The sequence below is a fragment of the Reyranella sp. genome, from assembly GCF_036558665.1.
Taxonomy (GTDB): Bacteria; Pseudomonadota; Alphaproteobacteria; order Reyranellales; family Reyranellaceae; genus Reyranella.
The window spans coordinates 22,725-43,169 of sequence record NZ_DATBFE010000139.1 but is presented as its reverse complement, the minus strand read 5'-3'; the positions used below and the strand labels follow the sequence as shown (position 1 = coordinate 43,169).

The following is a 20,445-nucleotide window of genomic DNA, read 5'->3' as shown; positions in this document are numbered from 1 at the left end:
TTCCCTGCAAGCGTCTCCCTGCCGCCGCTTTTCACGTGCTAGACCTTGGCCCATGGCGAAATCCAAGCCTTCCGCGGCGGCGGCGGCCGCTCTGGCAACAGACAACAAGCCGCTCAAGCATCTCTGGCTGGTCGACGGCTCGGGATACCTGTTCCGCGCCTTTCACGCGCTGCCGCCGATGAACAGGCCCGACGGCACACCGATCAACGCCGTCTACGGCTTCTGTCGCATGTTGGCTGCCGACATCCTCGACAAGCCCGAGGTCGACCATGTGGCGATGATCCTCGACGCCAGCGGCACGACTTTCCGCAACGAGATCTACGACAAGTACAAGGCCAATCGGCCCGAGCCGCCGGAGGACCTGATCCCGCAGTTCCCGTTGATCCGCGAGGCGGCCAGGGCGTTCAACGTCACGGTCTGCGAGCTTGCCGGTTACGAGGCCGACGACCTGATCGCGACCTATGCGCGGATGGCGGTCGAGGCCGGCGGCACCTGCACCATCGTCTCGTCCGACAAGGACCTGATGCAGCTGATCCGGCCGGGTGTCGAGATGATGGACCCGATCAAGAAAAGCAAGCTCGGGCCCGAGGCGGTGATGGAGAAGTTCGGTGTCGCGCCGGACAGGGTGATCGACGTGCAGGCGCTGGCCGGCGATTCTACCGATAACGTGCCCGGCGTGCCGGGCATCGGCGTCAAGACGGCAGCCCAGCTCATCACCGAGTACGGCAGTCTCGAAGCGCTGCTCGAGCGCTCAGGCGAGATCAAGCAGCCCAAGCGACGAGAGGCCCTGCAGACCAATGCCGAGCTGGCGCGCATCTCCAAGAAGCTGGTGACACTCAGGGACGACGTGCCGGCACCAGCCGATCCCGACTCCTTCGACAAGCGCAAACCCGATCCCAACGTGCTCCTGCCCTGGCTGGAGCAGCAGGGCTTCAAGACCTTGATTGCCAAGTATGCCAAGGAGTTCGGCGAGCCCGTCGCGGCATTGACGTCCATGGCCTCGGTCGCCCCGGCACCGCAGATGCCCGAGGCCCGGCGCCCGGCGCCAGCGCGTGCCAATTCCAACAAGCCGTTCACCGCGGAGGACTACGAGACGATCCGCACCGAGGCCGCTCTCGACGAATGGATCGGCGAGGCCACCAGGGCGGGCGTCGTCAGCGTCGACCTCGAGAGCGCCGGCGAGACCGGACTGGTCGGCCTGTCGTTCGCGCTGCTTGAAGGGCCGTGGGGCAATGTCAATTCCCGCCGCCGGCGCGCAGCCTACCTGCCGATCGGCCATCGCGCACCAGGCGAGGCGCAGGGCGCGCTCGACCTCGGCGGCGGCGGCAAGACGAGCGACGGCACGCTGCTGCCCGATCAGCTTCCTCTGGAGACGGTGATCGAGAAGCTCAGGCCCCTGCTCGAGGACCCGGGCGTACTCAAGGTCGGCCACGACCTCAAGGACGACCTCGGCGTGTTCGAGCAGCACGGCATCCGGCTCACGCCCATCGACGACACGATGCTGCTGTCCTTCGTACTCGACGGCGGCAAGCACAGCCACGGCCTGGATGATCTCGCCGAGAGGTATCTCGACCTGAAGACCGTCAAGTTCTCCGACGTGGCCGGCTCGGGTGCCAAGCAGGTGAGCTTCGACAAGGTGCCGATCGAGCGCGCGCGCGAGTACGCCGCCGGCAGCGCTGACACGGTCTCGCAGCTGTGGGCGAGGTTCAAGCCACGGCTCGCCGCCGAGCGCATGGTGTCGATGTACGAGACCATCGAGCGGCCGCTGATGCCGGTGCTGCTCGGCATGGAGCAGGCCGGTGTCAAGGTCGATGCGTCCGCGCTGCGCAAGCTCTCGGCCGACTTCGAGAAGCGCCTGATTGAGCTCGAGCGCGAGATCCACAAGATCGCGGGGCGCGAGTTCAATGTCGGCTCGCCCAAGCAGTTGGGCGAGATCCTGTTCGACGAGCAGAAGCTGCCCGGCGGCAGGCGCAGCAAGACCGGCGCCTGGTCGACCGACGCCTCGATCCTGGAGGAGCTCGCGGCGCAGGGCCACGCGCTTCCGGTCAAGATCCTCGAGCATCGCCAGATCGCCAAGCTCAAGGGCACCTACACCGACGCCCTGGTGCGCGAGCTCGACGCCAGCACGGGCCGCATTCACACCTCCTACATGATGACCGGCGCGGCGACCGGCCGGCTCGCCTCGACGGATCCCAACCTGCAGAACATCCCGGTGCGCACCGAGGAGGGCCGCAAGATCCGCGAGGCCTTCATCGCCGAGAAGGGCCACAAGCTCGTGAGCGCCGACTATTCGCAGATCGAGCTTCGCCTGCTCGCGCACGTCGCCGACATCGGCTCTCTCAAGGAGGCATTCGCGCGCGGCGACGACATCCACGCCATCACCGCGAGCGAGATGTTCGGCGTGCCGGTCAAGGGCATGGACCCGCTGGTGCGTCGTCGCGCCAAGGCGATCAATTTCGGCATCATCTATGGCATCTCCGCCTTCGGCCTCGCCAACCAGCTCGGCATCGGGCAGCCGGAGGCGCGCGAGTACATCGCCAAATACTTCCAGCGCTATCCTGGCATTCGCGACTACATGGAACGCACCAAGGATCTCGCACGCAAGCACGGCTATGTGCAGACGCCATTCGGCCGCAAGATCCATCTGAAGCACATCAACGACAAGGCCCAGGCGATGCGCGCCTTTGCCGAACGCGCAGCGATCAACGCCCCGTTGCAGGGCGGCGCGGCCGACATCATCAAGCGGGCCATGATCCGTCTGCCGCAGGCCCTGAAGGACGCGCATCTCCAGGCGCGCATGCTCCTGCAGGTGCATGACGAGCTCCTGTTCGAGGTGCCCGACAAGGAAATCGAAAGGACGAAGGAGATCGCCTGCCGCGTGATGGAAAGCGCCGCCACGCTGTCGGTGCCTTTGGTCGTCGACACCGGCGTCGGCGCCAACTGGGCGGCGGCGCATTGATGTAAAACTCCACCCTGAGGAGGCCGCGCAGCGGCCGCGTCGAAGGATGGCAACAGGCACAGTGCTCGCTCCCATCCTTCGAGACGCGGCCTCCGGCCGCTCGTCGGGGTGAGGTCTGTCGGATTGAGGAGGAACGCAATGAAGATCTGGGGTCGGGCGAATTCGATCAATGTGATGAAGGTGCTGTGGGCCGCCGACGAATGCGGCGTGAAGTACGAACGCGAGGACGTGGGTGGCGCGTTCGGCGGCAACGACAAGCCATGGTACCTGAAGATGAATCCCAATGGCGTGGTGCCCACCATCGAGGATGGCGGACGCATCATCTGGGAGAGCAATTCCTGTGTGCGCTATCTTGCCGCCCGCTATGCCGCGGGCTCGCTGTGGCCCACCGATCCGGGCGAGAGAAGCGAAGCCGAGCGCTGGATGGACTGGCAGCTGAGCACGATCTCAGATGGCATGCGCACCGTGTTCTGGGGGCTGATCCGGACACCCGCCGAAGAGCGCGACATGACCGCAATCGGCAAAGCGGCAAAGGAGCTCGGCGCGCTGTGGGCCCGGCTCGACGGATGGCTCGAGAGCCGCAAGTACGTGGCCGGCCAGTATTTTACCATGGGCGACGTCCCGGTGGGCTGCATGGTCTATCGCTGGTACGCGCTCGACATCGAACGGCGCGAGCTCAAGAACGTGCGGGCCTGGTACGACCGGCTCGCAACACGCCCGGCCTATGCCAGGCACATCATGGTGAAGATGACTTAGGCCGCAGTCAGAAGGTTCTCGACCAATCGGCGGAACTGGGTCGGCCCGGCGTCGAGGCTGGTGGGCAGCATCTGCCGTTCGGGTTCCAGATCGATCAGCTTCTGCTGCGCCTCGATGATCGCCTTGTCTTCCCGGAAAGCCTTCTCGGTGACGGCAAACAGCCGGTCGAGCTTGTCCGGGTCGATGTCGCCCGCGCGTGCGCCGGCGGCATAGAAATATCGCGAGGCGCGGGCAGAGACCGGCGTCACCGCCTGTTCATCGAGGCGATAGAAGAGCGGCGCCTCGCTGGCCTCCTTGCCGCCACTGGCATCCGCAGTGCCGAGCCGATGGAAGCCGGTGCGCTGCAGGAACACGCCGGGAAACAGGAAATCATAGCTGTTCCAGACATCAAGGCGCTCGCCGAGCTTCTTCATGAAGCCGCGAGGCCGGTGATCGCGCAGCCACCGCTGCATGCGCAGCCCGCGCCCGAGCGGCACGACGTGCGGCCGTCCGTCCGCCCATTGCGGCATGTCGAGGCCGAGGGTGTTTTCGTGCACGAAAGAGAGATGCGAGAGATCGAGGAGATTGTCGTCGATCAGGAGATAATGCGCGGCGTAGTCGATTTGCCCGCCCTTCAGACGATAGGCCGGGTCCTCGAGTGCGACCGAGGGCGGGATGGTCGCGAGGTCCGCGCCCGCCGGCTCGCCCATCCAGATCCACACCCAGCTGCCCACGACTGCCGTCGGATACCGCCGCACGAAGGCGCTCGAGGGGATGCGTGGCTGGCCGGGAATCTCGATGCAGCGTCCGTCGGGCGCGAACTTCAGCCCGTGATACATGCAGCGCAGGTTGTCGCCTTCCAGGCGCCCCATGGTGAGTGGCGCGAAGCGATGGCAGCAGCGATCCTCGAAGGCCACGATCGCCCCGTCGGCCGTGCGATAGAGCGCGAGCGGCTGGTCGATGACGGTGCGCGCCAGAATGCGGCCCGCCTCCAGCTCGTGCGTCCAGGCCACGACATACCAGGCGTTGCGCACCCACATGCCATCCTCCCTGACTGGGCCAGTACATCTTATGGCCCACTGGTCACGAACGCGACAGCCAGCGCCACGGGCCGCGACGTTCGCCATCAGGAACCGAAGAGCCTACCGGGCGTTAGGGAGCCGGTGAACTTCCGATCAGGTCCCGGCGGCGCGCGCCTTGGTCACCAGTGCGATCAGGGCGCTTCGCGTCTGCTCCGGGGCAGCGAGTGCCGTCTCGAAGGCGAGGCGCGCCACCTCGCCCGCGCGCCGCAGGTCGAGGCCTTCGGCGTCGATTCCGGTCATCTTCCAATCCCCCGGAACGAGGCCAAGAAGCTGCGTGGCATAAAGCTGCACCGCCTCGGCGTGATCGGCGTTCATGTGGCCAACGATCCCGCTTTCAGCGGCTGCGAAGGCGGAGATCGCGGCGCGCAGATCGGCCGGAAGCAGTTCGTCGGCCGACAACCAGCGTATCTTGCCGAACCCGCCCACCAGATGGGCCCGCTCGACCGCCACCCGATAGAACTTGAAATCTTTGAAGCCCGCATACATGTCGGCGTCGGGATGATGCGCCAGAAAGCGCCTTCTCAGCCGCTCGTCGTCCGTCCGGGCGGCCCGCCCGAGCAGCGATGCGCGCGGACCGGTGAGCGGCTGATCGAGACCCGCCGTACCGTCGAACAGAAGCGACACCCGATCGTCGGCCGCGATCGCCTTGCTGTGGTCGGCAAGATCGCTCAACAGAAGAACAGGCGAGAGATCGTGATCGACCGCGACCAGGACCAGCGACGCATAAGGCCAGCCCGTCCGACCGTGCGGATCGGGCAGAGCGGTCGCAAGCGACGCGCGGTCCCGGCCGCGCACCAGCTCGCGCACCAGGTGCGGCAGGTCGTCGGTCATCGGAGGGTCGAAAAAAGCCGCATTTGCTCAGTTATCGATGGCAGATCGGGCGGACGACGGCAACGCCCCGGTCTATGCTAACATTCGTTGCCAAGCCTGCAGGAGACGCTACCCCGTGCGCAAGAACATCGCCTTGGTCGACGATGACCGCAACATCCTCACGTCGGTATCGATGCTGCTCGAAGCCGAGGGCTTCCAGGTGAAGACCTACCCCGATGGCGCCACCGCACTCGAGGGGTTGAACCAGACACCGCCCGACCTCGCCATCTTCGACATCAAGATGCCGCGCATGGACGGCATGGAGCTCCTGAACCGCGTCCGCAAGACGCAGCAGTTTCCGGTGATTTTCCTCACCTCCAAGGACGAGGAGATCGACGAGGTGCTGGGTCTGCGCATGGGCGCCGACGACTTCATCCGCAAGCCGTTCTCGCAGCGGCTCCTGCTCGAGCGCATCCGGGCAGTGCTGCGCCGGGCCGATGGCGGAGCCGGCAAGGGCGAAGGCCAGGCCGAGCGCATCGTAAGAGGCGACCTGGTGCTTGACCCCAGCCGTCATCAGTGCACCTGGAAAGGCAAGGAGGTGCATCTCACGGTCACCGAATTCCTGCTGCTGAAGTCTCTCGCCGAACGGCCGGGACATGTGAAGAATCGCGACCAGTTGATGGATGCCGCCTACGGCGAGACGATCTACGTCGACGACCGCACGATCGACAGCCACATCAAGCGGGTACGCCGCAAGTTCCGCGAGGTCGACGGCGAGTTCGAGCAGATCGAAACGCTCTATGGCATCGGATATCGATACCGCGACAGCTAAGCCCCGTTCACCGGCCAGGGGCGGCGGCTTACCGGCAGCGCTGAAGCGCCTGTTCCTGAGGTTCCGACGTGCGCGGCGCACGACGCGTGTCGAGTCGCCCTCGACCGTTCGTCGCCGGCGCCGCCACAGCCGCCGCTACTCGCCGCTTACGCGCCGCATTCTGCTGCTCAACATCGTGCCGGTGGCGCTGCTCGCGCTGGGCGCCGTCTATCTCAGCGACTACGAGGACGAGCTGATCGACGCCGAGCTCGCCTCGCTGCTGGTGCAGGGCGAGATGGTGGCGGCCGGCATCGGCGAAGTCGCCGTCGTCGGCGGCGAGACGACGGTGAACCGGCTCGATGCGGACGCCGCGCGCCAGCTCCTGACTCGCCTGGTGCGGCCGACCGGAGTGCGGGCGCGCCTGTTCAGCGAGACCGGCGAGTTGCTGGGCGATTCGGCCTTGCTGAGCGATGCCGGCCGCATCCACGTGACACCCCTGCCGCCGCCCCAGCAGTCGCCGCCGGAGCCGAACGACGAGCGGTTCGGCGAAGGCATTGCCGATTGGATCGCGCGCCAGCTCTCGCACGCCGACCGCTACCCGCACTATGTCGAGCAGCCCTCGCCGACAGTGCGCGACTTTCCCGAGGCGGCGAGTGCGCTCAGGGGCTTCAATGCCTCGGCCGTGCGCGTGGCGTCGGATGGTCGGCTGATGCTCAGCGCCGCGGTGCCGGTGCAGCGCTACAAGCAAGTGATGGGGGCGCTGCTGCTGACCCGCGACAACCGGGCGATCGCGGCCTCCCTGCGCGAGGTGCGCTACGACATGCTGACCATCGCGGTGGCGGCTCTCGGTATCACGGTGCTCCTCTCCCTCTACCTCGCCGGCACGATCACCCAGCCGATCGTGCGATTGGCACGGGCTGCCGACGTTGTGCGCCTCGCCCGCGATACGCGACCCGAGATTCCCGACCTCGGCCGACGCGGCGACGAAATTGGTGACCTGAACGATGCGCTGCGCTCGATGACCGACGCACTGTGGCAACGGCTCAACGCCATCGAGAGCTTCGCTGCCGACGTGGCCCACGAGCTCAAGAACCCGCTGACGTCCCTCCGATCGGCGATCGAGGTGGCGGCGCGACCGGATCTCGAGCCGGAACGTCGGGTCCGGTTGATGTCGATCGTGATCGACGACATCAACCGGCTGAACCGGCTGATCTCCGACATCTCCGACGCATCGCGCCTCGATGCCGAATTGATGCGAGGCGAGGTGAAGCCGGTCGACCTGCAGGCGCTGCTTGCCGACATGTCCCGCCACTACGCAACCTCGACAGCGAACAAGTCCGGTGTCGCGATCGACTTCCGGGTCGCCGCCAATCCGCCGTTTGCTGCCCACGGTCACGACGGCCGCTACGGGCAGGTGTTCCGCAACGTCGTCGACAACGCGCTGTCCTTCAGCCCGCCCGGATCGCGCATCGTGATCGAGCTCGGCCGCGAGCCGCGCAACGGGCCATTCGTGGTCACGATCGACGACGAGGGCCCGGGCATTCCCGAGGACAATCTGGAATCGATCTTCCAGCGTTTCTACTCCGAGCGGCCGACCGAGCATTTTGGCCAGCATTCCGGCCTCGGGCTGTCGATCTGCCGGCAGATCATGGAGACCTACGGCGGCTCGATCTCCGCCACCAACCGCCACGCGCCTGACGGCCGCGTGCTCGGTGCCCGTTTCACCATCCGCGTCCCCGCGGCCGACCGTCGCGGCTGAAGCGGAATTGCCGATGTTCGCGCACGCGACCGCCGTGGCATGCAAGAGCCCGGGACGATCATGGTGCGCCGTGCTGCTGCGCGGTCCGTCGGGGGCCGGCAAGTCCGACCTGGCGCTGCGCCTGATCGACGCGGGTGCCCGCCTGATCGCCGATGACCAGACTCACCTCGAACGCAAGGGCAGAGCCTTGATTGCCTCGGCGCCCGCCGCGATCGCCGGACGCATGGAGGTTCGCGGCGTCGGCATTGTGCGCTTGCCGCGCGCCAAGCTGATCGCGCGCGCACCCGTTGCCCTGCTCGTCAATCTCGTGACGCCGGCGGAGGTGGAGCGCATGCCGGAGCCCGTGCGGGAATCGGAGCAGGGCATTGCTCTGCCGCTTCTTGCCCTGGCGCCGTTCGAACCGTCGGCAGTCGCAAAGTTGCACCTTGCCTTGGCGCAAATACCCGCCGCATGATCGCGGCGGTTCATCGATGTCCGAGACGCGCCGTCCCTTCGTGCTGGTCACCGGTCTGTCCGGCGCCGGTCGCGTGACGGCACTGCATGCGCTCGAGGATCTCGGCTACGTCGCAGTCGACAATATCCCGCTGCCACTCGTCAGCGATTTAATGCGCTCGACGGCCGGTAATCCCGGCGAGATGGCGGCGCCGCTCGCCTTCGGCATCGATACCCGCACCTACGGCTTCGATGCCTCGGAGCTGGTACGGCGGATGCAGGAGCTGCGTCAGCGACTGGATCTCGCGCCGCGGCTCCTCTTCCTGACAGCCGACACCGAGACGTTGCAACGCCGCTATACCGAGTCGCGGCGACCGCATCCGATGGCGGCCGATCGTCCGGTGATGGACGGCATCGTCGACGAGCGCGACCGGGTCGGGTTCGTCGCCGATTCGGCCGACGTCGTGATCGACACCACCGGGCTCTCGCCGCATCAATTCAAGCAGATCCTGTCGGGACACTTCGCGCTCGGTCAGGCGCTCGGCACGCGTCTCGCCGTCGTTTCGTTCTCGTTCCGTCGCGGCCTGCCACGCGAGGCGGACCTCGTCTTCGACACACGGTTCCTGAAGAACCCGCACTATGTGCCGGGGTTGAAGCCGTTGACTGGCCGCGACGCGGCCGTCATCGCATTCATCGAGACGGATCCGGACTACCGCGCCTTCATCGGTCGCCTCGAGGCCCTGATCGGGCCGCTGTTGCCTCGTTTCGATGCCGAGGGCAAGAGCTATCTGACGATCGCCGTGGGCTGCACCGGCGGTCGTCACCGTTCTGTGGCTGTGGCGGAGACCCTTGCGGACTGGTTGCGAAAGACCGGCCGCTCGGTCACTCTCACCCACCGTGATGCCGAGTTCGGCAGAACTCGGCAAGGGGGGTAGTTTTCGGGCATGCGTGTATGATTGGCATCGTACTCGTGACCCACGGCAATCTTGCCCGCGAATTCCTCGCGGCGCTGGAGCACGTCGTCGGTCCGCAGCAATGCGTCTCGGCAGTCTGTATCGGCGCCGAGGACGACATGGAGAAACGGCGCCTCGAGATTCTGGAACAGGCCCGCGCCTGCGATACGGGCCAAGGGGTGATCGTACTCACCGACATGTTCGGCGGCACACCGTCCAATCTCGCGATCTCGATCATGGAACAGGCGCGGATCGAGGTGCTGGCCGGGGCGAACCTTCCGATGCTGGTGAAGCTGGCCAGCGTCCGAAGCCGGCCGATCGCCGAAGCCGTGCGCATGGCCCAGGAGGCGGGCCGCAAATACATCACCGTTGCCTCGCGGATCCTGGCCAAGGAAGCCTCGTGACCGACGGCACCGCCGACGCCGCCGTCGGCACCCTCAAGCGCACGCTCGGCATCGCCAACAAACGCGGCCTGCACGCACGCGCCGCCGCCAAGTTCGTGCGCACGGCGGGCCAGTTCGACTCGGCCATACGGGTGACCTTCAAGGGCCAGGAAGTCTCCGGCCTTTCGATCATGGGCTTGATGATGCTGGCGGCGGGGATGGGCAGCGAGATCGAGCTCATTTGTTCCGGCCGGCAGGCCGCCGACGCCATGGCCGCTCTCTCCGCGCTGGTCGAAGGCAAGTTCGGCGAGGATTAGCGTGCGCTGCCGTCGCGCGCCGTTGCGATGAACGCCACCGACGCGGCACGCTCGGACGGGGATATAAAGCCTGCCGCATATGGTCATAAATTCTTGCTTATATGTTGATGCCGCGCGTTGAGACGGCAGCAGGGCGCTGATAAGAGACGGCCTTCCATCCCAAAGATCGCCGGAGCGCCGCATGGCCCCAAGCAAAGCACAGCACTACGTCGTCAAGGATATCGGGCTCGCCGACTGGGGCCGCAAGGAGATCGACATCGCCGAGACCGAGATGCCGGGCTTGATGGCGATCCGTAAGGAATACGGGCCGAAGAAACCGTTGAAGGGCGCGCGCATCGCGGGCTCGTTGCACATGACCATCCAGACCGCGGTGCTGATCGAGACGCTGAAGGCGCTGGGGGCCGACGTGCGCTGGGCCTCGTGCAACATCTACTCGACGCAGGACCATGCCGCCGCGGCCGTCGCCAAGTCGGGCACGCCGGTATTCGCCGTGAAGGGCGAGAGCCTCGAGGACTATTGGGACTACACGCACAAGATCTTCGAATGGGCCGACGGCGGCGAGCCCAACATGATCCTGGACGACGGCGGTGACGCGACGCTCCTGGTCCATCTCGGCATCCGTGCCGAGAAGGAACCGTCGCTGATCGCCAAACCCGCCAACGAGGAGGAGGAAGTTCTCTACAAGGCGATCGCCCGGACCAACAAGGCGAAGCCCGGATGGTACGCCAGGCTTGGCGCCGCGATCCGCGGCGTCACCGAGGAGACGACGACGGGTGTGCACCGGCTGTACCAGATGGAGAAGGAAGGCCGGCTGCTGTGGCCCGCCATCAATGTCAACGACTCCGTCACCAAGTCGAAGTTCGACAATCTCTACGGTTGCCGCGAATCGCTGGTCGACGGCATTCGCCGCGGTACCGATGTGATGATGGCCGGCAAGGTCGCCATGGTGGCGGGCTTCGGCGACGTGGGCAAAGGCTCGGCCGCCTCGTTGCGCCAGGCCGGGTGCCGGGTCATGGTCTCCGAGATCGACCCGATCTGCGCCCTGCAGGCTGCGATGGAAGGCTATGAGGTCGTGACCATGGAAGACGCCGCACCCAAGGCCGACATCTTCGTCACGGCCACCGGCAATGTCGACGTGATCACGCTCGACCACATGAAGGCGATGAAGCACCGCGCCATCGTCTGCAACATCGGCCACTTCGACAGCGAGATCCAGATCGCGAGCCTGCGCAATTTCAGGTGGCACAACGTGAAGCCGCAGGTCGACGAGGTCGAGTTCCCCGACGGCAAACGCATCATCGTCCTGTCCGAGGGCCGACTGGTGAATCTCGGCAATGCCACGGGCCATCCGAGCTTCGTCATGTCGGCCTCGTTCTCCAATCAGACGCTGGCCCAGGTCGAAATCTTCAGCAATCCCGGCAAGTACCAGAAGAAAGTCTATACACTGCCCAAGGCGCTCGACGAGAAGGTGGCGGCGCTGCATCTGGAGAAGGTCGGCGCCAGGCTCACCAAGCTCCGGCCCGATCAGGCGAGGTATATCGGTGTAGCGGAGGCAGGACCGTTCAAGGGCGACCTCTATCGCTACTGATCATTAGAGATAACTGCCCACAGGCGGCTGCATGCTAGAAGTCGGCGTCGAGAGATGCCGACTTTTTGTTTGTCCCTGCCCGACGAGGCCGCGACAGTACGGTTGGGCGCCGCGCTCGCCGGGCGATTGCGGCCGCGTGACGTGGTGGCGCTCGAAGGCGGCCTCGGCGCCGGCAAGACGACGCTGGCGCGCGCGATCCTGCGCACCGCCACAGGTGACGCTGCGCTGATTGTGCCCAGCCCCACCTTCACGCTGGTAGAGGTCTACGACACCCCAAAAGGCGCCTTCTGGCACTTCGATCTTTATCGGCTCGAAGACTCCGGACAGATATTCGAACTCGGTTGGGAGGAGGCGCGCGCCGATGGCATCGTCCTGGTGGAATGGCCCGAGCGGCTGGGCGGGCTGCTGCCGAAGGAGCGGCTGACAGTGACACTCTCCATCGAAGGCGAAGGGCGGCGGGCCACGATCGAGGGCGAGGATCGGTTCGGCGATGTCTGATCGGGCGAAACTGCGCGCGGACTTCATTGCGGACTCGGGCTGGGGCGATGCCAGGGAGGTGTTGCTGGCGGGTGACGCCTCGTTTCGCAGATATTTCCGCCTCTGTCGCCCGGGCGGCAGCGCAGTCGTGATGGATGCCCCGCCGCCGCAGGAGAACGTGCGACCGTTCGTCCGCATCGGCCGGCATCTTCTCGCCCTCGGCCTGAGCGCGCCGGAAATTCTCGCCGAGGACGCCGCGCGCGGTTTTCTTCTGCTGGAGGATCTGGGGGACGACACCTTCGCTCAGGTGCTGGCTCGAGGCGGCGACGAGACAAGTCTTTATGAGCGCGCGACCGACGTGCTCGCTGTGCTGCATGCCGCACCCGGCCGAGGCTTGCTGCCGGGCCTCACGGCCTATGCCGGGGAGGCGCTGATCGACGCGGCCATGCTGCTGCCTGAATGGTACTTCCCGGCGGCAACAGGACGACAAATGCCTGCCGAACAGGTCGAAGCCTATCGCGCCGCCTGGCACGGCTGTCTCGACCATGTACCAAATGGGGGTGAAACGCTTCTCCTGCGCGACTACCACAAAGACAATCTTCTGTGGCTGCCGGAACGGCCGGGCGTACGGGCCTGCGGGCTGCTCGACTTCCAGGACGCGCAACGCGGCCATCCTTCCTACGACCTCGTCTCGCTGCTCGAGGATGCACGCCGCGATGTCACGCCCTCGGTCTACGACTCCTGCCTTGCCCGTTACATCAGCGCCACGGGGCTCGATGCCTGCGATTTCCGGACCGGCTTCGCCCTCATGGCCGCACAGCGCCATGCGCGCGTGATCGGCCTGTTCGTTCGGTTGTGGAAGCGTGACGGCAAGTCGATCTATCTGACGCATCTGCCGCGCGTCTGGCGCCTGTTCGAGCGCGCCTTGCAGCACGATGCATTGCAACCTCTGCGCGCCTGGGTGGATCGGCTGTTGCCGCCGGCCCTGCGGCGCATCGAGGCCGCATGATCGAGACGGCGATGATTCTCGCGGCCGGTCGCGGTGAGCGCCTGCGACCACTGACCGATACGGTGCCCAAACCGCTCATTCCGGTCGGCGGCCGATCGATGCTCGATCGCGCGATAGATCGGCTGACGGCGCATGGAGTCCGCAAGATCGTCGTCAACGTCCATCATCTCGGCGAGCAGATCGCGTCGCACCTCGCCGGACGCGCCGCCGTCGTGCACGAAGAGCGCCTGCTCGAAACCGGCGGCAGCGTGAAGAACGCCCTGCCCCTGTTGGGCAACGGCCCGTTTTTCGTGGTGAACGGTGACGGCCTGTGGCGCGATGGACCGCTACCCATGCTGGACCGCATGGCAAGCGCCTGGGATCCTCGGCATATGGACGCCCTGCTGCTGCTCCATCCGCTGGCCCGCACCATCGGACGTGAGCCGATGGACCGCGGCGACTACTTCCTCGACGCGGATGGCCGCGCCCGCCATCGACGCGCGGCCGACGGTGCTCCCTACCTCTTCGCCAGCGTCTCTGTCTGCGCGGCCGGCCTGTTCCGTGACTCGCCCGACGAACCCTTCTCGCTGCTGAAGCTCTGGACGCGCGCCGAAGGCGCCGGTCGGCTCCGGGGCCTGGTCCATGACGGCCAATGGTTCCATATCGGCACGCCGCAGGCACTTGCCGAAGCCGAAAAGGCGTTGGCATGAAGGGCATTTTCACCATTGGCATGGACCGCCGCTTTGTCGACGAACTGGCGCGCGGGATCCTTGCCGAATATGGCGCCGATCCGCTGGCGTTGGCCGATATCCTGATCCTGTTGCCGACCCGCCGATCGGTGCGCGCGCTTTCTGATGCCTTTCTGCGCGCCGCCGATGGCAAGCCCACGATCCTGCCGCGCCTTGCCCCGCTCGGCGATTTCGACGACAGCGACTGGAGCGAACCGGCCGACGATGGCGCCGCCCTCGCCTTGCCGCCGGCGATCGATTCGGCCGAACGCGAGGCGCTTCTGACCGAGCTCGTGCTCGCTTTCAGGGACGATCAGGCGCAGCCGATCGCGCAATCGGCATCGCAGGCGCTGTTGCTCGCCCGCGAGCTCGGCAGCCTGCTCGACGAGCTCGCGATTGACGGGGTCCCGTTCGACAAGCTCGAAACAGCGGTGGAGGGTAACTTCGCCAGTCATTGGCGGCGAACCCTGGAATTCCTCGCCATCGTCGGCAAGGCCTGGCCGCAGGTGCTGGAAGAGCGCGGCCAGATCGACGCGATCGCCCGACGCACCGCGGCGATCCGCGCCCAGGCGGCGCGCTGGCGCAGGCATCCGCCGGCCACGCCGGTGATTGCCGCCGGCTCCACGGGCTCGCAGCCTGCTACGCGCGAGCTTCTTGCAGCGATCGCGGACTTGCCGCTGGGCACCGTAGTGCTGCCCGGCCTCGATCACGAGATGGACGAGGAAAGCTGGGCGATGCTTGAGCCGTCGCACCCGCAGTTCGGGCTCAGGGAATTGCTCGCGGCCTTCAAGATCGACCGACATCGAGTGGCGGACTGGCCCGGTCCAGCCGGCGATCCGGCGCGGCGGCGATTGATCGCCGAGTTGATGCGGCCGGCGGAGACGAGCGAGCGGTGGGCGCGTCCGCCTGCTGCCGCGCTGGATCATGTGACGCGCGCCGACTGCGCGAACCCGCATCAGGAAGCACTGGCGATCGCATTGGCGCTACGCGAGGCTCTGGAAGTGCCGCTGCGCACGGCAGCGCTGGTGACGCCCGATCGCGATCTCGCCCGACGGGTTGCCGCCGAGCTCAAGCGCTGGAAGATCGACATCGACGATTCTGCCGGTCAGCCGCTGGCCGACTGCGCGCCCGCCACGCTGATGCGCGCGCTGGTCGCAGCGATCGACAGCGGCTTCGCGCCGGTCGATCTGCTGACGCTCCTGAAGCATCCGTTGTGCACCCTCGGTCTGTCGCGCGGCGACCTGCTCAACACGGCGCGCCGGCTGGATCGCAAATGTCTTCGCGGACTCAAGCCGGCGCCCGGGCTGGCGGCCCTGCGGGCGCGCGTTGACGATGCCCGGTTCGGCAACGCGGCGGATCGCCGGCGGGTCGCCGACCTGCTCGAGCGGATCGATGCGGCTACATCGGCACTGGCCGCAACCATGGGCGCCGGTGCTCCCCCCGGAACATTGCTCGAGACCACCATTGCGGCAGCCGAAAAGATCAGCTCGCCTGACGTCCTGTGGTCGGGCGAGGCGGGCGAAGCGCTGGCCGATGCCTTGGCGCGCCTGCGCACGGGTTGGCAAGGCCGGCGCCCTGTCTCCGGCGGCGAATGGCCGGCGCTGTTCGCGACCATGCTGGCACCGGAGACCCTGCGTCCGCGCTTCGGCCGCCATCCCCGGCTCGCCATCTGGGGGCCGTTGGAAGCGCGCCTGCAGCGGGCCGATCTGTTGATCCTTGGCGGATTGAACGAGGGCTCGTGGCCACCCCTGGCGGAGACCGGCCCTTGGATCAATCGGCCAATGCGTGCTGCGCTCGGCTTGCCCCAGCCGGAGCGGCGTGTCGGCCTTTCCGCACATGATTTCGCTACGGCGCTGGCCTCCGAGCGTGTGTTGCTGACCCGGGCCGAACGCGAAGGAGGCGCGCCCACCGTTCCGTCACGCTGGCTGGTGCGGCTCGATGCACTGTTCGGCTACGATGGCGAGAGCAGCTCGCCGCCGCCCGAGTACATCCAGCGTGGCCGGCGGAGCCTGCTCGCCTGGGCCCAGGCGATAGACGATCCGAAGCGCTACCGTCCATGGCTGCGGCCCGAACCGCGCCCGCCGCTCGACGCCCGGCCGACACGGCTGTCGGTGTCGAGCATCGAGCAATGGCGCCGCGACCCGTATGGCCTTTATGCCCGCCGCATCCTTGGCCTCGATATGCTCGATCCTCTGGAGGCGGAGCTGGGGGCGGCCGACCGCGGCTCCGCCTTGCATGCCGCGCTGGATGAGTTCCTGAAGGCACATCCATCGGGTCTCCTGCCGCCCGATGCGCTTAGCCGCTTCGAAGCGCTGGGCGAGCACCATCTGGGTGAGTTGATGACCGCACCGGCGGAGCGCGCCTTCTGGTGGCCGCGCTTCAGGCGGCTGGCGCGCTGGTTCGTCAGCACCGAGAATGCGCGGCGCGCTGCGGGCACGCGGCTGCTGGACAGCGAGACCAAAGGCGAGATCACGGTGGGCCCTGCAGCGCGGCCGCTCACCATCGAGGCGCGCGCCGATCGTATCGACGAAACCGAGCCGGGCCGCTGGGAGGTTATCGACTACAAGACGGGCCGCGTACCGTCACACAAGGAGCTTGACGCCCTGTTTGCGCCGCAGCTCCTGCTCGAGGCGGCGATGGCCGAGCAAGGAGGATTCACCCGGGTGAAGGGAAAGGCGCGCACCGTCCATCTCTCCTACTGGCAGGCCAACGGGCTGGGGGATGGCGGCGCGGTCAAGGAGATCAAGGGCAGCGACGAGCTGGTGCCGGCCATGCTGTTGCTGGTCGCCAAGATGGTCGAGCATTTCGCCGATCCTGCGACGCCCTATCCCGCCCTCCCTTGGCCGGAATTCGGTCCGTACTTCAACGACTATGCGCATCTCGAGCGCGTCGCGGAATGGTCGACTGCGGGGGGAGGCGAGGAATGAACGACGCCTTCGACCCGCTCGAAATTGCCAACGCGGCACAGCGTACCGCAACAACACCCGACTGCTCTGCCTGGGTCGAGGCCAACGCCGGCACGGGCAAGACCAAGGTCCTGACCGAGCGCGTAATGCGCCTGCTGCTGGCCGGAGTGCGGCCCGAGCGCATCCTCTGCCTCACCTTCACCAAGGCGGCTGCCGCCGAGATGCGTAACCGCCTGGCCGGCGAACTCGGCCGATGGGCGATGGCCGAGCCGACATCGCTCGACATGCAAATCGAGAAGCTGATCGACCGGCCGCCTGAACCTGACCAGCGTGTGATCGCGCGACGCTTGTTCGCACGAGTCCTCGATGCGCCGGGCGGCATCAACATCCTCACCATCCATGCCTTCTGTCAGGCGCTGCTGAAGCGCTTCCCGCTCGAGGCGGGCGTGGCGCCCGGCTTCGCGGTCATGGATGAAGCCGAGGCGGCGAGATTGCTGCGCGAGGCGCAGGACGCGCAGATCGAAGCGCTGGCCCACCGCGATGCACCTGCCGAATTGCGTGAGGCCCTCGCCGTCGTCGCCGGCCGAATCTCGATCGCCGAATATGCCGAACTGATGAGCAGGCTTCTCGGCGAGCGGACCTGGCTTTTGGCCCGCATCGGCGATGCCAAGGGCATGAAGCAGATGCGCAAACGGCTGACGCGCCGGCTCGGCTGCGACAAAGATCACGACTCGAGGCCTGATGAGGTCGCATTGCGTGCCGCGGTAAGGGCGCTGGCCAAGGGCACCGACAAGGACCTTGCCCGCGGCCAAGCGATTGCCGCCTGGCTCGATGCCGGCGCCGATCGTGCTTCCTGTCTGGATGCATACTGCCGGGCGTTCTTCACCAAAGACGGCAACGTTCAGGCACGGCTTGCGACGAAGGCCGCCGTCAAAGCGATGCCCGATATCGACAAGGTCTTGCGCGCCGAGGCCGCGCGACTCGGGGCGGAAATCGATCATTCGCGCGGCGTGGCGCTGGTAGAGCTCACCTGTGCGCTCCTGCGGCTCGGCCTCGACATCACGGAGCGCTATGGCGCCGCCAAGCGTCGTCGCGCGACCCTCGACTACGATGACCTGATCGTCGCCACGCGTCGATTGCTGGAAAGGGCGGAAAACGCCGCCTGGGTGCTGTACAAGCTCGATGGCGGCATCGATCACGTGCTGGTCGACGAGGCGCAGGATACCAATCCCGACCAATGGGAGGTCATTCGCCGGCTGACGGAAGAGTTTTTTGTGGGCGAAAGCAGTGCGGGCGACCGCGAACGTACGATCTTCGCAGTGGGCGACACCAAGCAATCGATCTTCGGCTTCCAGCGTGCCGATCCCCGCAAGCTCGCCGAGATGCGGGAATGGTTCGAGGGCAGGAGCCAGCAGGCGCGCAAGGGCTTCGAGTCGGTCGGCCTCAACGTCTCGTTCCGCTCCACGCCGGCGGTGCTCGATGCCGTCGACTGGGTATTCCGGCAGCCAGACGCCTCGCGGGGCGTGGCCGGGCTGGCCGAGGTCATCCATGTGCCGAGCCGCAAGAATGATCCCGGGCGCGTCGAACTCTGGCCGCTGGTCGCTCGGGACAAGAGCAACGTCGATCCCGGCGATATCGCTCCGGCACAGGGCATGGCGCCGGCGCCGCACGAGCGTCTGGCTCGTCTGATCGCGGCTCACGTCAAGGGCCTGATCGGCAAGGAACGCCGCGCTGGCAGCGGCGGGCTCCTGAATGCCGGCCACTTCATGGTGCTGGTCCGGCGTCGCAATGCCTTCGTGAATGCCCTGGTGCGAGCGCTCAAGCGCGAGCAGATCGAGGTGGCGGGCGTTGATCGACTTGATCTTGGCGAGGAGCTCGCGATCAAGGACCTGCTGGCGATGGCGCGCTTCGCGCTGTTGCCACAAGACGACCTCAACCTCGCCTGCCTGCTGAAGTCGCCCTTGATCGGGCTCAACGAGGACGAGCTCTTTTCGCTTGCCTGGAAACGCACCGGCACGCTGTGGCGGGCCTTGCGCGAACGCGCGAGCGAGCCGGGACTTGCCGAAGCGCACGCGCGCTTGTCCGCCTGGCTCGCTCGCGCCGACTTCATCACCCCGTTCGATTTCTTCGCGCAGGCGCTCGGACCCGAAGGCGGCCGCAAGCGTCTGCTCGAGCGGCTCGGCCACGAGGCCGCCGATCCGATCGACGAGCTGCTGGCGCGAGCGCTGCAGTACCAGCATGCCGAACCTGCGTCCCTGCAGGGCTTCTTGCGCTGGTTCGAAGCAGGTGGCGGCGAGATCAAGCGCGACCTCGACGCCAATCGCCGCCATGAAGTGCGCATCCTCACCGTTCATGCTTCCAAGGGCCTGCAGGCGCCGATCGTCTACCTGCCCGACACGACCCGCGTGGCGCGCGACGGCGAGCGCCTGTTGACCGGCGACGACGGCGACACGCGGCTTTGGCTGCCGCGCGCCGATGATGCCAATGAAGCCGCACGCGCCTGGCGCGCCGAAGCGAACGAGCGCGCGCTCGAGGAGCAGAACCGCCTTCTCTATGTCGCCATGACTCGCGCCGAGGACCGGCTCTATGTCGGCGGCTGGATCGGCGCTCGCAAGCAGGATACGGGCTGCTGGTACGATTGCATCGCGGCCGGCCTTGCCGCCAGCGTCGAAGGCGAAAGCGTCACGGGACGGCGGCGCGCGACCGCAAAACCGTTCGACTTCACCGGACTGCTGGGCAATGAAGGCTGGTCGGGCGTCGGCTTCGAACTCACCAACGAAGGCCGTGTCGTCGTGCCCGCACAGCAGGCCCTGCCGCTGCCCGAGACGCTTGGCCTGCCAGCCTGGTCCAGCCAGCCCGCGCCAGCCGAGCCCGATCCGCCGACGCCGCTCGCCCCTTCGCAGCCGCTGCCCGACGAAGCAGCCGCTGAACCCCGCGCCTTCAGCCCGCTCGGCCTCGGCGACGCAGGCAAGTGGAAGCGCGGCCGCCTGCTGCACGAATTGCTGCGCCATTTGCCGGCATTGCCAGCCGCCGAGCGCGCCGCCGCGGCGCGCCGCTTCCTCGGTCGGCCGGTCCACGGGCTCACGGCCGAGGAGGCCGAGCAGTGGGCGGCGGAGGCCCTGGCCGTGACGGAAGCACCGGAACATGGCCTGCTGTTCGCTCCCGGGTCACGCGCGGAGGTCCCGCTGGTCGGCACCGTGAAGACGCCACACGGCACCTTCACGGTCAGTGGCCAGGTCGACCGTCTGGCGGTTTCCGATCGGGAGGTCCTGATCGTCGACTACAAGACCAATCGTCCACCCCCCACCGTGGTGACCCAAACGCCGCTCGCCTATCGGCGCCAGCTCGCGCTCTACCGGGCCCTGCTCGGCGCGATCTATCCCGGATATCGGGTGCGGGCTTTCCTGCTCTGGACATCGACCCTGCGATTGATGGAAATCGATGCAAGAACTCTAGACAGATCAATGCCTTATACGTCCGAACCTTGACGAGGCCGGGCCCTGTTCCTAGCTTGGCG

General features: G+C 66.8%; 16 protein-coding genes. 14 read left to right on the top strand and 2 right to left on the bottom strand.

Annotation, left to right across the window (positions count from 1 at the left end):
- Window positions 1–52 precede the first annotated feature (52 nt).
- Window positions 53–2,959, top strand: a complete 2,907-nt coding sequence (gene polA / locus VH499_RS20350; RefSeq protein WP_332054582.1) for a DNA polymerase I — start codon at window positions 53–55, stop codon at window positions 2,957–2,959.
- A gap of 138 nt (window positions 2,960–3,097) precedes the next feature.
- On the top strand, window positions 3,098–3,715 hold the full coding sequence (locus tag VH499_RS20345; RefSeq protein WP_332054581.1) for a glutathione S-transferase: 618 nt from the start codon (window positions 3,098–3,100) through the stop codon (window positions 3,713–3,715).
- Here the strand turns inward: VH499_RS20345 and VH499_RS20340 are convergent.
- Both VH499_RS20340 and VH499_RS20335 read right to left on the bottom strand, forming a co-directional pair.
- A complete protein-coding gene (locus VH499_RS20340; protein ID WP_332054580.1) occupies window positions 3,712–4,734 on the bottom strand; it encodes an aromatic ring-hydroxylating dioxygenase subunit alpha in 1,023 nt (340 codons plus the stop codon). The genes VH499_RS20345 and VH499_RS20340 overlap by 4 nt on opposite strands.
- Window positions 4,735–4,869: 135 nt before the next feature.
- The gene (locus VH499_RS20335) at window positions 4,870–5,607 is read right to left on the bottom strand and encodes a HugZ family protein (protein WP_332054579.1); all 738 of its coding nucleotides are present in this window, start codon (window positions 5,605–5,607) and stop codon (window positions 4,870–4,872) included.
- Window positions 5,608–5,722: 115 nt separating this feature from the next.
- Between VH499_RS20335 and VH499_RS20330 the strand changes: the two genes are divergently transcribed.
- The 12 genes from VH499_RS20330 to addA all read left to right on the top strand — a co-directional run bounded on the left by VH499_RS20330 (window position 5,723) and on the right by addA (window position 20,416).
- Window positions 5,723–6,418 (top strand): response regulator transcription factor, encoded by a 696-nt coding sequence (locus VH499_RS20330; RefSeq protein ID WP_332054578.1) that lies wholly within the window; start codon window positions 5,723–5,725, stop codon window positions 6,416–6,418.
- The gene (locus VH499_RS20325) at window positions 6,387–8,156 is read left to right on the top strand and encodes a sensor histidine kinase (protein WP_332054577.1); all 1,770 of its coding nucleotides are present in this window, start codon (window positions 6,387–6,389) and stop codon (window positions 8,154–8,156) included. The genes VH499_RS20330 and VH499_RS20325 overlap by 32 nt, the downstream gene beginning before the upstream one ends.
- A 70-nt stretch (window positions 8,157–8,226) precedes the next feature.
- A complete protein-coding gene (locus VH499_RS20320) occupies window positions 8,227–8,610 on the top strand; it encodes an HPr kinase/phosphatase C-terminal domain-containing protein (protein WP_332054576.1) in 384 nt (127 codons plus the stop codon).
- Window positions 8,611–8,626: 16 nt separating this feature from the next.
- Window positions 8,627–9,523: an RNase adapter RapZ gene (gene rapZ / locus VH499_RS20315; protein WP_332054575.1), complete on the top strand. Its 897-nt coding sequence runs from the start codon at window positions 8,627–8,629 to the stop codon at window positions 9,521–9,523.
- Between the two features lie 17 nt (window positions 9,524–9,540).
- Window positions 9,541–9,945 (top strand): PTS sugar transporter subunit IIA, encoded by a 405-nt coding sequence (locus tag VH499_RS20310; RefSeq protein WP_332054574.1) that lies wholly within the window; start codon window positions 9,541–9,543, stop codon window positions 9,943–9,945.
- The gene (locus VH499_RS20305; protein WP_332054573.1) at window positions 9,942–10,241 is read left to right on the top strand and encodes an HPr family phosphocarrier protein; all 300 of its coding nucleotides are present in this window, start codon (window positions 9,942–9,944) and stop codon (window positions 10,239–10,241) included. The genes VH499_RS20310 and VH499_RS20305 overlap by 4 nt, the downstream gene beginning before the upstream one ends.
- A 181-nt stretch (window positions 10,242–10,422) precedes the next feature.
- Entirely contained in the window at window positions 10,423–11,829 is a 1,407-nt protein-coding gene (gene ahcY / locus VH499_RS20300) for an adenosylhomocysteinase (protein WP_332054572.1), read from the top strand.
- A gap of 69 nt (window positions 11,830–11,898) precedes the next feature.
- The gene (gene tsaE, locus VH499_RS20295; protein WP_332054571.1) at window positions 11,899–12,327 is read left to right on the top strand and encodes a tRNA (adenosine(37)-N6)-threonylcarbamoyltransferase complex ATPase subunit type 1 TsaE; all 429 of its coding nucleotides are present in this window, start codon (window positions 11,899–11,901) and stop codon (window positions 12,325–12,327) included.
- The gene (locus VH499_RS20290; protein ID WP_332054570.1) at window positions 12,320–13,315 is read left to right on the top strand and encodes an aminoglycoside phosphotransferase family protein; all 996 of its coding nucleotides are present in this window, start codon (window positions 12,320–12,322) and stop codon (window positions 13,313–13,315) included. Before tsaE ends, VH499_RS20290 begins: the two co-directional genes overlap by 8 nt.
- Window positions 13,312–14,004 carry a nucleotidyltransferase family protein gene (locus VH499_RS20285; RefSeq protein ID WP_332054569.1) on the top strand — a complete coding sequence of 231 codons (693 nt, stop codon included), beginning with the start codon at window positions 13,312–13,314 and terminating at the stop codon, window positions 14,002–14,004. The genes VH499_RS20290 and VH499_RS20285 overlap by 4 nt, the downstream gene beginning before the upstream one ends.
- Entirely contained in the window at window positions 14,001–16,949 is a 2,949-nt protein-coding gene (addB, locus tag VH499_RS20280) for a double-strand break repair protein AddB (protein WP_332054568.1), read from the top strand. The genes VH499_RS20285 and addB overlap by 4 nt, the downstream gene beginning before the upstream one ends.
- Window positions 16,946–20,416, top strand: a complete 3,471-nt coding sequence (addA, locus tag VH499_RS20275) for a double-strand break repair helicase AddA (protein ID WP_332054567.1) — start codon at window positions 16,946–16,948, stop codon at window positions 20,414–20,416. The genes addB and addA overlap by 4 nt, the downstream gene beginning before the upstream one ends.
- The last annotated feature ends 29 nt before the right edge of the window (window positions 20,417–20,445 follow it).